This is a genomic window from Thalassoglobus sp., assembly GCF_048270125.1.
Taxonomy (GTDB): domain Bacteria; phylum Planctomycetota; class Planctomycetia; order Planctomycetales; family Planctomycetaceae; genus Thalassoglobus.
The window spans coordinates 401587-413421 of record NZ_JBLWTN010000002.1 but is presented as its reverse complement, the minus strand read 5'-3'; the positions used below and the strand labels follow the sequence as shown (position 1 = coordinate 413421).

Sequence of the window (11835 nt, the reverse complement as noted above, 5' to 3'; positions counted from 1 at the left end):
TTTTACCTAGAGCAGTTTGCTCAACCGTGTGCCCGTGAAGAACGCATTTCTCTAGTAAAAATGCTGTTCGCCACGAGGCTGAACCTGCAAACCAATTCGAAAGATGCTCTAAGCCTCACATGTCTAATGATCAAACACAAAACGTCCAATCCTTTCGCCCCAACTACTTTCGGGTTTGGGCCATGTTTTTTCGGAACTCCCTCATTCGTGAGATGACGTTTCGTGGCAACTTTCTGATTGAGTTAGTCACCCGGGCATTCTGGTTTGCTGCGCAACTGGTTCTGTTCGATCTGATTTATCGACACGTCCCGACAATTCAGGATTGGTCACGCGAGGAATACTTTGGATTCATGGCAACGGGAATGCTCATCAACGCATTTGTTGAAGCTTTCTTCATGCCCAACTGTGCGAACTTCAGCGAGTTGATCCGCACAGGCGATCTTGATTTCGTTCTCCTCAAACCGATTGACACACAGTTTTTGATCTCGTTTCAAAAAGTCAACTTCGCCATGGTCAACCAGCTACTACTGGCGGGGGCCTTACTCTGGTATGCAATCGCCCAAGCTGGGGTCACAGTAACCTTGGGGACTGCGTTCGTGTTTGCGATGCTTGTCGCCGTAGGGGTGGCATTTTTCTACAGCTTAATGATCGCGCTGGCAGCGACGTCTGTCTGGTTCGGTCGCAATCAAGGGTTGTACGACTTCTGGTTTTACATCACCATTTTTGCTCGCTACCCGCAGGGGTTTTATCGCCAATCATTTGGCGGAGAAATGCTCTGGTTTGGCTTCTCCTTCATTATTCCTATCCTCCTGGTTGTGACAGTCCCGTCTCGATACCTGCTTGGAAAAGTGCTCACGCCAAACTGGACAGTGTTACTCATCGCCCCAGGTGCCACACTCATTCTGCTGTTGATTTCGCGCCGAGTCTTTAACTGGTCGCTGTCCAATTACCGGAGCGCGAGCAGTTGACCAACGCTGAAGAAACTGCCTCAGCGGAGATTGCATCGCGAATCAAACGCGAGGCGAAGGCAGCAGGCTTTTCATTAGTCGGAATCGCACCGGCAGCCCGACCGGACACTCTGGAGTTTCTCCATCAATGGCTTGCAGAGGGGAAGCATGGTGAGATGGGTTACATGTCGCGTCGCAAAGATGCGTATACTCATCCGGATGGTGTTTTGCCCGATGTTTGCAGCTTGATCCTGCTCGGAATGAATTACTTCAATGAGCCCGACTCTAGCGAAAAGGTTGGGAAGATTGCGAAGTATGCATCCGGCTCGCGGGACTATCACGATTTACTCCGCAAGAAGCTAAAACAACTTTCAAAAGTCCTGCATGAGCTCTCGCCCGGCTGCAAAAGTCGCTGCGTCGTTGACACCGCTCCGCTCCTGGAGAGAGACTTCGCTCGCATGGCAGGACTGGGCTGGTTCGGTAAGAACACGATGCTCATCAACAAACAGAAAGGAAGTTTTTTCTTTCTCGGAGGCATCTTGTCAGATGTCACGCTGCCTGCGGATCAGCCACACGAAACAAGCCACTGCGGGACTTGCACCCGCTGCCTTGAAGCTTGCCCCACCGATGCATTCAACGGACCGTATGACCTCGATGCGAGAAAATGTATCTCGTACCTGACGATTGAACTCCGCGGACAACCGATCCCAAATGCACTTCGACCTCAGATGGAAGACTGGCTGTTTGGTTGCGATGTCTGCCAGGATGTATGCCCATGGAACCGCAAATCAGAAGTCACTCATGAAGCAGATCTGATTCCAGATCTCTCTTCTCCGCGCGATGCCATCTCGTTCTTGATGATCTCTGAAGAAGAATTTCAACTGCGATTTCGGAAGACTCCGTTCTCACGAACCGGTCGTGACGGGATGGCGCGGAATGCAGCGATTGTACTGGGAAATGCAAAGCTTGAGGAATCGATCTTTGCATTAGAAGCAGGCATCGAGGATAATTCTGAGATTGTTCGCGGAGCATGCGCGTGGGCGCTAGGTCAATTTTCGAATACTCAAACTAGAGAAATTCTGGCCCGCCGAAAGAGTCAGGAAAGGGACCGAATTGTCCTCAATGAGATCGATCTTGCGTTAGGTTTTTAAGGAATTCATGGGACGAAACGATTCACGTCCCAGCGCCGGGAAGTTGATCCACTTGGGATTTCCTTCTTCTGAGAAATCGTTTGTAACCGAAGATGAAACGGTTGCTGGTCTTACAGCGACATGCCATGATTCTTCGAAGTACGTGTTCAGGGCGTCATATTTACGCTTCTGCGTCATCAATCTAGTTCTTCAAACGTCACCAACAGTCGTTATGGCGGAAAAAAAGAAACTTACCACCGAAGAAATCATCGCTCTTGCTCGTCAGCAAAAAAGCGACGGTGATGATGCGTCTGCAAAGTCAAAAGTTGACTCTGACAGCGGAAGCGGAACTGAGACAACTCCCCCTGCTGAAGAAAAAACAGCAGAGGCGAAGAAGCCAGCCGCCACACCAAAGTCGACTGCAGACATTCTGGCAGCTGCCAGAGCCCAAGCTGCTGGTGGCAAAAAGCCTGCTGAGAAACCAAGCTCAACGGCGGACATTCTTGCTGCTGCAAGAGCACAAGCTGGTGGAGCAAAGCCTGCAGCTGCCCCTAAGTCAACTTCAGACATCCTTGCAGCTGCACGAGCTCAAGGTGGTGGTGCCGCAAAAGCGAGCCCGGCAAAACCAGCAGCTGCTGAAAAACCGGCTGCAAAGAAAGCGGCACCAGTCGCCGGTGATCGCCCTGCTCTGAAAGACATGGTTGCCGCGGTTAAGGAAGCTCACGAAACAGGAGCTCCTGCAAAGCCGAAGTTGCCAGCTGGAAGACCAGCTCCGATGAAGCCAAAGTTTCCGAAGAGATCGGAAAAAGTTCAACGCCGTGGCTTCGTTGCAATTCTGGCAGCGATTGCAATCACTCCCTTCGCATTGGCATGGTCAGCGATGGGTGCAATTGGTGCGATCTGGTCTTTGGACATCGCTCGCTACATGATGCCAAACATGGTTCTCGAGTTGCCTTCACGATTCAAAGTGGGGCCTCCTTCTGATTATCCGCCAGGTGTCGTCTCTGCCAAATTCAAGGCAAGCCGTGGCGTCTGGATTATCAACAGCGATGAATATAACGGACGCGGAATCATTTACGCTTTAGCTTCAATTTGCACCCACTTGGGATGTACTCCCAACTGGCTTGAAGGGGAGCAGAAGTTTAAATGCCCGTGTCACGGTTCAGGATTTTATATCACTGGAATCAACTTCGAAGGTCCAGCGCCACGCCCTCTCGAGCGTGTCGGGATTCGTGTCTCAGAAGATGGGTCACTGGAAGTTGACAAGAGTATGAAGTTTCAGGAAGAACTCGGTCAGTGGTCGGACATGAAATCCTACGTGGATGCGTAGTCGTCGCGGTGATGTGAGTTGTTGCTGTTTTAGCAATTGTAGAGTTTCATTCAAGTAGTGTCCGTCAGGTAGTTGTATGTCGGTTACGGAATACATTCGGAAGTCGCAAATCTGGCGAAGTATCTTTCGCCACCCCGCTCCGTATGATCGTCGAAATCGTGCGGTCGTCGTGCTGACGAACTTCTTTCTTCACCTTCATCCAGTTTCTGCAAAGAAGGGTGGAATTGCACTTTCTTACACTTGGTGTATGGGTGGGATTACATTCTTCCTGTTTCTGGTTGAGGCGCTGACGGGCGTCTTGTTGATGTTCTACTATCGCCCGACACTCGAATGGGCATTTACAGACATTCGAGCTCTGCGAGATGTGAATACACTTGGAATCATGCGTGAAATTCACCGCTGGGGTGCTCACGCGATGGTGATTACAGTGTGGCTGCATATGTACCGTGTCTTCTTGACGGGAAGCTATAAGCCTCCCCGGGAATTCAACTGGGTCATCGGCGTGCTACTACTGGTCCTGACACTTCTGTTATCGTTCACTGGCTATCTTCTGCCATGGGATCAGCTAGCGATCTGGGCGATCACCGTCGGTTCAAACATGGCGAAAGCGACACCATTCCTGGGCCTTGAAGGGCCTGGATATCAGTTGCTCAATGTGGGCGGTTACGACCTGATTACAAATGCCAGTGACGCAAAGTTTTTGCTGCTCGGAGCCCGGACTGTGGGTGAAGAGACTCTGAATCGCTTTTACATTTTACACTGTGTAGCGATTCCGATTGTGGTCTCCGGACTCATTGCAGTCCACTTCTGGCGTGTGCGAAAAGATGGTGGCATCAGCCAGCCTTTGTAACACACACTGAAATTGTGGTCGTTTTTATTATTCATACGTTGGTAGTATGCGGTATTAAGGAATTATGAATCCTCATCCCGATTTAACGGTTGGCGTGATTCAAGGTCTTGGCTGGCTTTACTTGCTGCTGTTCTTCGCGAACGCGGCTTGGACGGTATACAGTTTCAAGAACGATGGATACTACGAAAAACTCTTTGGCATCAAGCACCTCCCCAAGGCGGTGATGTGGGCATCCTACACTGGTGGGTTGCTAGCTCTTGCTATTACACACCTGACTGTTGGTGCGAATGCAAGTGAGTTCACTCTAAAGTTGCCGGGATGGTTCAAGAATGCCGCAGACACGGTGATCGCAGACCCGAAGAGCTTCTTTGGTCTGTCAATTGCTATTTACGTGGCAATCATTCTGCTTCGTGACTGGTGGGTGAAACCAACCATCGCATGGACCCTCTTCAACCTGAGCGTACTCTTTATCGCAGTCAGTATGACGGACTTCGACTTCCGTCAGATTGTCGGGAAACCCGATAACGTTCCCATTCTGGGAATGCTTTATCTCGTGGGCTTCACGACATGGCTCTACTTCTACAAATCGAAGGATAACGACAAGCGCATTGCAGAAGGTCGTCCTTTACGAGAGAAAGAGCTGTCTGACCAAGTTCTTGTATGGCCTGACCTGGTCTACACAGAAATGATCTGCATGATTCTGCTCACAGCACTCCTCATTGTCTGGGGTGTTGTCTTGCAGGCTCCGCTTGAAGAACCAGCCTCAGCTGTCAAAACGCCAAACCCATCGAAAGCTCCCTGGTACTTCCTGGGACTTCAGGAGATGTTGGTTTACTTTGACCCCTGGATGGCAGGCGTTGTTTTACCAAGTGTCATTCTTGGTGGATTGATGGCGATCCCCTATATCGATTTCAATACTAAAGGGAACGGATACTACACCTTCAATGAACGGAAGTTTGCAGTCTCAACCTTCCTCTTCGGCTTCTTGCCGCTCTGGGTTGGAATGATTGTGCTCGGGACGTTCATTCGAGGCCCCAACTGGAACATGTTCGGTCTCTACGAATACTGGGACTCACATAAGCTGGAAGTTCTGAACAACGTTAACGTCTCCGATTACTTCTGGTTGACCTTACTGGAACTTCCACTGCCAAAGCCGGACCCACAAGCTGGATTCGTCTCCCAGGCAGCAACCATTCTCTTAAGAGAATGGGTCGGAATCCTTCTGGTCTTGTTCTACCTATTGGCGATCCCTCCCCTTTTGGCAGTGACCGTCTTCAAGAACTTTTTCGTAAAAATGGGATTCATCCGTTTTATGGTGATGGCCAACCTGTTCCTTCTGATGGCCTCGTTACCATTGAAAATGCTTCTACGGTGGGTCTTCAATTTAAAATATATCGTTTCGATTCCTGAATGGGTTCTCAATATTTAATTTGAGTTCGTTTCAATCCCACAGGTCTATTCGGCTTTTCGACAGAACAGAGCAACGTTGAATTACAATGCCAGCAAGTGAACAATATTGGCGAAGTCTTCCGCAAATGCACAAAGTATTTGCAGCGAGTGCAGTATTGCTACTCGGTACGACTTTGTTGATGATGTACAAAGATGAATCCCGGTCCTGGAAAAAATACCAGAAGCAGGGAGAGGTCTATCGTTATCAGCGTATTGAAGAAGAACTCGAAAAATACGACGATGCTGAGTACCAAAAAAACATCGAGTTGCTGACTCAGCAGATTTCTGAGTACAAGGAACAGTGGGCTGACCGTTCTGACGATGTGAAAGAACTTGAGTCGAAACTAACTCGACTTGAGGGACAGGTCGAGATCCTCAAAACGACATCTAAATCAAAGAATGCGTTCCGAGACAAGGCTCGTGCAGACTACGATATCGCAGTACGCGATAACGCATCAGCCACTGCTCTCAACAATGCTCTCATGGCCTTTGAAGAAGCCAAGCAAGCTGCGCAAGAAAGTTCACTCGCTTTTCAGCAGGCAGTCGCTAATCACGACGCTGTAAAAAGTGAACTCGACTCAAAGCGTAGTCAACTCACAGAAGCCGAAGCTGCACTCACTAAAGCACAGCAATCACAGGTTGCACTTCAGGAACAAAAGCAACTGCTTAAGCCAGATTCAGCTTTCCGATCATTCAAACGTTGGATGAAAGAATTGCCAATCATCGAAGGCTTCAATCCTCACTTGAAGATTCAATACGACTGGCCATCCGGACTGGAACAGCAATTGGGAATGGTCAGTGTCGGACGGGTAGATCGATGCCGAACATGCCACGTCAATATCGACGACTTTAGCGTGACTCGCAAAGATGGAGAAGTCATCTCGACTGACCAGACTTATGTCGCTGAAGATTATCCGCAGCCATTTGTCTCACACCCAAATCCAGAACTCTTCCTGGCTTCAACAAGCCCACACCCGGTGAACAGTTTCGGGTGTACAGTTTGCCATGCTGGTGACGGATCAGGAACAAGTTTCCAGAACGCTGAGCATACTCCATCCGATCCAGCGATCGCTGAGAAATGGGCTTCCAAACATGATTGGCACTCCAATCACTTCTGGGAAGCTCCGATGTACCCGAATCAATTCATCGAGTCGACCTGTTTGAAATGTCACCACGATGTTGTCGAATTAGGTGAAAACGAAAAATACGGCGCGACAGCTCCAAAGGTTGTCAAAGGTTGGGAAACAATTCGTGACTACGGATGTTTCGGATGCCATGAGATCAACGGCTATGATGGAACAACCCCAATCGGCCCTGACTTACGACTCGAGCCGAATACACCGGAAGAATTAGCAGTCATCGAAGCAGACCCTAACATGGTTGCAGGTGACATGCGGAAAGTCGGCCCATCGCTGCGTCACATTGACAGCAAACTAACTCCTGAATTTGTTGCCTATTGGACAGAAGAGCCTAAGCGGTTCCGTCCAACCACGCGGATGCCACAGTTCTTCGATCTAACCAATCAGCATGATGAAATGGCAGCCCTGCTGCAGCCTATGGAACTGCTGGGGATCGCTAAGTACCTGGAAGCAAAGTCACAAGAATTTGACATCCAAAGTCCAAAAGACGATTACAAGCCTGACGCAAAACGTGGGGAAGATCTCTTCGCGAAACGTGGCTGCCTTGCCTGCCACAGCAAACAGGACGAAGCCTTTGATGGTGTCACTGCTGACTTTGGCCCCGACCTGTCAAAAATTCATGAGAAAATCAAGCCGGGTAAAGAAGGGTTCGACTGGTTGTACACCTGGATCAAAGAACCATCTCTCTATCACACTCGAACAAAGATGCCGGACCTGTATCTCGACAGTTACACTGAAGGTGAAACGACTATTGATCCAGCCGCAGATATCACAGCTTACCTTCTCGAAGGTGGAGCAAAGGAATTCCCAGCACTTCCGAAACCTGAAAACGATTTAGGTTTAGTATTCGACCATGACTTCTCAAAAGAGAAAGCTAAATCACTTGGACTCGGTGAGGACGGCTTCCGCGGACTATTGATCCAGGAAGTGATTCAAGGATCGGCAGCTCAACGTGCTCAAGTTCAAATCGGCGAGAACTGGGAAGAACGACCATTGGTACCCGGTGATATCGTTATCGCGATCAATGGTACGAAATTGAAGTCGACAGAAGAACTCAAGAAAATCGTACACGACGCAAAAGTTGGTGAAGAAGTTAAGCTCCTTATTCTTCGAAATCGACAGGAGATCACGACTCGATTGTTTGTCTCGACTCCTGCAGATGACCTGGTTCTTCTATACCTAGGAAAGTCACTCGACAAGCTTGGGGTGGAGAAGACACTGGAACAACGCCGGTTCCCAGTGACTAGCGATATGTTCGAAGATGGTAAAACACCTGCCAACTTCATCAAAGGGGATGAAGTAGAGCTCGCCCCATTAAGCATGGACGAAGAAGTCAGCCCAGAAGAGTGGGAAAAGAGAAAACTCGTCTACATTGGACGCCGAACAATCGCACGCTACGGTTGTTATGGATGTCACGACATTCCAGGATTTGAAACAGCACGCCCAATCGGAACTGCACTACAGGACTGGGGCCACAAAGATACTTCGAAACTGGCCTTCGAGCATATTCATGAATTCCTGCACCATCACGGTGAGATCAGTGATCCTGCCGACGCAGACGATGCTCACGCAGATGATCATCACGGCCCAGCGGCATTGGGAACAAGTACTGCTGCTCGAATGGAAAAAATTGTTAAGGATTCCAAAGCAGGTGATCCAAATGTCTCCGATCAAGACTTGACTGAAGCGATGCTTTACAAAAGTGCGATCAGTCACGGACGTGCTGGATTCTTGTGGCAAAAACTTCGCCAGCCCAGAAGCTACGACTACAAGAAAACTGAAACAAAGAATTGGGATGAACGACTTCGAATGCCGAAGTTCCCATTCGATCCTGAGCAGATTGAAGCGGTATCAACATTCGTACTTGGCCTAGTTGCTCAACCTCCAGCACCAGAATTCCAGTTCCAACCCAACAAGGAACAAGAAGCAATTTTTGGTGGAGAGCGACTCCTGGCGAAGTTCAATTGTACTGGCTGTCACGTCTTAGAGATGGACTCCGTAGAATTCGAATACGATCCGAAAGTCCTTGCCATTAAAGGACAGGATATATCTGAAGCTGATATGCCTGCATTTGACTTGCTCCAACACATCAAGCCTCTAGGCAGTGGTGGACAAGGTGCAACTGGTGAAGTAACTGAAGATGGATCTGTGGTTTACAACGCACGTGGCTTCATTCAGGGAATTCCAGATCCCGAAGAGGAAGATCCTGAATTCAGGTTTTACTCTTATCGATTCTGGGATGGGTTCCAGCTTGATGACGGGAAGTTCATTCTTCCTAGTGAAGCTGTCCAAATCGGAGAAAGCCAGATTCGAAAATTCGTCGATGGCCGTGGTGGTGAATTCGGAAAATGGCTGGTCAACAGACTTGCTCCAGAATTAAGCAAAACCCCAGGTGGCAATGACTTTAATGCTGCCTGGCAGGCTTCTGTTCCACCACTCACATCCGAGGGGTACAAAGTCCAGACTCCGTGGTTGTATAAGTTCTTGAAGAACCCGGAACCGATACGCCGGTCTACTGTACTACGGATGCCTCGCTTCAACATGAGTGATCAAGAAGCACAGACATTAGCGAACTACTTCGCTGCAAAAGATGGGGTTCCATTCCCATATCAGACAATTCCGCAGAACCAACTCGACTACCAGGCACAACAGGCGAATACTTATCACGAGCAGTTCCCAGATGCAGAGATTGACTACTTGAGTGCATCGTGGAACGTGCTGAATGGTCCGCTCTGTCGAAAATGCCACAATGTCGGTGGAAACGTTGTCAACGACCCGAAACAGATTAAGGGTCCAAATCTACAACGCGTAGAGAGTCGCTTACGACCAGAGTGGACACAACTCTGGGTTTACAAACCAATGTGGGTTTATCCATACACAGCGATGCCTGAAAACTTCCCTTCAGATAAACCTGCAGAAATGAAAAAGATGTTCGGCGGTCAAAACCCACGTCAAGCTCAGTCAGTGATTGACGCGTTGTTTAACTACTCAGACCTCATCGAGGTTCATGGGGAAACAACTTACAACCCCGAATCTGCAACGCCTCCAGAACAACCAGGGGGTGCGGAATGATGATTCGCATGCAAACACAACAGACATTTTTTGCTGTCCTTTTATTGTCAGTCGTGACGATGACTGGTTGCGATCCTTCAGTTCGTCGTGAAGGCGTCGGTGGTGGAGCTCGCAGTCCAGTTCACATGACACTGCTGACTGAAGGTGGACTAGGTGATTCACAAGAAGAAGCGGCCCAAACTGCTGGTCCGAAAATCACAGAGTTCGGAACAGTGCGCGGAAAAATTTCAGTAGACGGAGCACTGCCCAGTTTTGCACCGTTACTTGCACAGGGCGAATCAACTAAAGATGCGATCTGCAGCGAAATGGTAGTACCGAATCAATCGGCAGTTGGCGAAAACGGTGGACTTGGGAACGTTTTCATTTACTTGAAACGAGTCCCGAATGTCGATGTCCCTGCACCACCAACTGAGCAGATCGACTTCGATCAGCAAGGCTGTATTTTCATTCCACACGCACAAGTTGTTCAGGTTGGACAACCGGTCTTGTTGAAAAACTCAGATCCAGTTGCTCACAACGTGAACGTTAAGGGGCAAGCGAATACTTTCAATTCGACGATCACTCCTTTGAACGCTGCGAATGTGAATTATCAGTTTGAATTTGCAGAATCTAAACCGGCATTAGTGATCTGTGACTTCCATGTCTGGATGTCATCGTACGTGATGCCTGTCGACCATCCTTGGGCCGCTGTCACAAACCTGGATGGCACATTTGAAATTCCAAATGCACCAGCGACAAACTTAGAATTTGTTATCTGGCATGAAAAACTTGGTTATATTGAACGCTCATTGTCGGTTGATGTCCCCGCGAACGGAGAAGCGACTCCCATTGAGATCACAGTCAGTGCCGACAAGCTGGCAAAATAGAACCATCAACTAAGGCGCGGATTCTTACCATGTTAAATCGCAAGCACAATCAGATTTTGATCTTGCTTTCGCTCGTGATTGTCACGGGTTGTGCTCCAAAAGCAGATCGTGAATCAACAAATGTTAAACCTGCCTCAGAAGTCGACATCTCAGTAGGTGAAGTCGCTGTCGAGGAAGAAGAAACTCCGACGCCGAGTGAGCCGGCAACTGCACCGAGCAGCACAGAGACAGCTACTGCGACTCCTAAAGAATCCGCACCTGCTGAAGCTGCTCCAAAGAAAGAAATGGCTAAACCTGCGGCGACACCAGTGGCTGCTGAAGCGCCAGCTTCGAAAGCAGCGGCTAATCACACAGGTCCAGCGAAATTTTTCGGCAGAGTCTCAGTGAAAGGGACTGCTCCAAGCCTGCCGCCACTATTAGAAAAAGGTGCTGAAACGAAAGATGCCATCTGTGCTGAAACGGCTGTCCCAAATGAAAAAGCAGTCGTCTCTAAAGATGGTGGACTTGCGAATGTCTTTGTCTATATGAAAAGAGCTCCGAAGACAGGTATTCCTGCTCCGAAAGAGGATGAGGTTGTCGAGATCGACCAAAAAGGTTGTGTCTTCCTCCCGCACGCTAAGATTGTTCGTGTTGGTCAACCCGTATTATTGAAGAACTCTGATCCAGTTGCTCACAACGTCAACGTTAAAGGTTTTCAGAACTCATACAACAACGTTGTCACAGCCAATGGCAGTACAGAACACACATTCGAATTTGTAGAAGGGACTCCGGCCCTGACCGGCTGTGACTTCCACACCTTCATGACTGCATACATCCTTCCTTTGGACCATCCTTGGGGAGCTGTTACAGATGAAAATGGAAACTTTGAGATCACCGATCTCCCTGATGGAACCTGGACCTTTGTTTTGTGGCATGAAGCGGTCGGATACGTCGAACGCTCCGTAAAAGTTGAAGCTGCCCAAAACACTGCCGTTGAAATGAAATTTGAAGTCAATGCGTCAAAATTGTCGCAGTAACCTCCAAGAGTATCGAGGTTTTCCTGTGAGAACCAT

9 protein-coding genes are annotated in these 11835 nt (G+C 48.9%); 8 read left to right on the top strand and 1 reads right to left on the bottom strand.

Going from position 1 to position 11835, the window contains the following annotated elements; all coding sequences use genetic code 11:
- Positions 1-119 precede the first annotated feature (119 nt).
- Both ACN0YR_RS03895 and queG read left to right on the top strand, forming a co-directional pair.
- On the top strand, positions 120-968 hold the full coding sequence (locus ACN0YR_RS03895) for an ABC transporter permease (protein ID WP_417847881.1): 849 nt from the start codon (positions 120-122) through the stop codon (positions 966-968).
- Entirely contained in the window at positions 965-2098 is a 1134-nt protein-coding gene (gene queG / locus ACN0YR_RS03890) for a tRNA epoxyqueuosine(34) reductase QueG (RefSeq protein ID WP_417847880.1), read from the top strand. Before ACN0YR_RS03895 ends, queG begins: the two co-directional genes overlap by 4 nt.
- On the opposite strand, the gene ACN0YR_RS03885 is transcribed toward queG, so the two are convergent.
- Complete coding sequence (locus ACN0YR_RS03885; RefSeq protein WP_417847879.1) at positions 2087-2275, bottom strand: hypothetical protein; 189 nt, start codon at positions 2273-2275, stop codon at positions 2087-2089. The two genes, queG and ACN0YR_RS03885, sit on opposite strands and share 12 nt — an antisense overlap.
- Before the next feature lie 34 nt (positions 2276-2309).
- Here ACN0YR_RS03885 and ACN0YR_RS03880 point away from each other — a divergent pair, with 34 nt between their 5' ends.
- The 6 genes from ACN0YR_RS03880 to ACN0YR_RS03855 all read left to right on the top strand — a co-directional run bounded on the left by ACN0YR_RS03880 (position 2310) and on the right by ACN0YR_RS03855 (position 11799).
- A complete protein-coding gene (locus ACN0YR_RS03880) occupies positions 2310-3407 on the top strand; it encodes a ubiquinol-cytochrome c reductase iron-sulfur subunit (RefSeq protein ID WP_417847878.1) in 1098 nt (365 codons plus the stop codon).
- A gap of 76 nt (positions 3408-3483) precedes the next feature.
- A complete protein-coding gene (locus tag ACN0YR_RS03875) occupies positions 3484-4257 on the top strand; it encodes a cytochrome b N-terminal domain-containing protein (RefSeq protein ID WP_145202146.1) in 774 nt (257 codons plus the stop codon).
- Between the two features lie 64 nt (positions 4258-4321).
- Positions 4322-5686 (top strand): hypothetical protein, encoded by a 1365-nt coding sequence (locus ACN0YR_RS03870; protein ID WP_417847877.1) that lies wholly within the window; start codon positions 4322-4324, stop codon positions 5684-5686.
- A gap of 106 nt (positions 5687-5792) precedes the next feature.
- The gene (locus ACN0YR_RS03865; RefSeq protein ID WP_417847876.1) at positions 5793-9917 is read left to right on the top strand and encodes a PDZ domain-containing protein; all 4125 of its coding nucleotides are present in this window, start codon (positions 5793-5795) and stop codon (positions 9915-9917) included.
- Complete coding sequence (locus tag ACN0YR_RS03860; protein WP_417847875.1) at positions 9914-10783, top strand: cupredoxin domain-containing protein; 870 nt, start codon at positions 9914-9916, stop codon at positions 10781-10783. Before ACN0YR_RS03865 ends, ACN0YR_RS03860 begins: the two co-directional genes overlap by 4 nt.
- A 29-nt stretch (positions 10784-10812) precedes the next feature.
- On the top strand, positions 10813-11799 hold the full coding sequence (locus tag ACN0YR_RS03855; protein WP_417847874.1) for a carboxypeptidase-like regulatory domain-containing protein: 987 nt from the start codon (positions 10813-10815) through the stop codon (positions 11797-11799).
- Positions 11800-11835 lie beyond the last annotated feature (36 nt).

What these genes read in the sequence shown, in the direction of transcription:
- ACN0YR_RS03875 (WP_145202146.1), top strand. Translation starts at nt 3,484, where the DNA reads ATGTCGGTTACGGAATACATTCGGAAGTCGCAAATCTGGCGAAGTATC.
- ACN0YR_RS03885 (WP_417847879.1), bottom strand. Translation starts at nt 2,275, where the DNA reads ATGACGCAGAAGCGTAAATATGACGCCCTGAACACGTACTTCGAAGAA.
- ACN0YR_RS03880 (WP_417847878.1), top strand. Translation starts at nt 2,310, where the DNA reads ATGGCGGAAAAAAAGAAACTTACCACCGAAGAAATCATCGCTCTTGCT.
- ACN0YR_RS03855 (WP_417847874.1), top strand. Translation starts at nt 10,813, where the DNA reads ATGTTAAATCGCAAGCACAATCAGATTTTGATCTTGCTTTCGCTCGTG.
- ACN0YR_RS03870 (WP_417847877.1), top strand. Translation starts at nt 4,322, where the DNA reads ATGAATCCTCATCCCGATTTAACGGTTGGCGTGATTCAAGGTCTTGGC.
- ACN0YR_RS03895 (WP_417847881.1), top strand. Translation starts at nt 120, where the DNA reads ATGTCTAATGATCAAACACAAAACGTCCAATCCTTTCGCCCCAACTAC.
- ACN0YR_RS03860 (WP_417847875.1), top strand. Translation starts at nt 9,914, where the DNA reads ATGATGATTCGCATGCAAACACAACAGACATTTTTTGCTGTCCTTTTA.
- ACN0YR_RS03865 (WP_417847876.1), top strand. Translation starts at nt 5,793, where the DNA reads ATGCACAAAGTATTTGCAGCGAGTGCAGTATTGCTACTCGGTACGACT.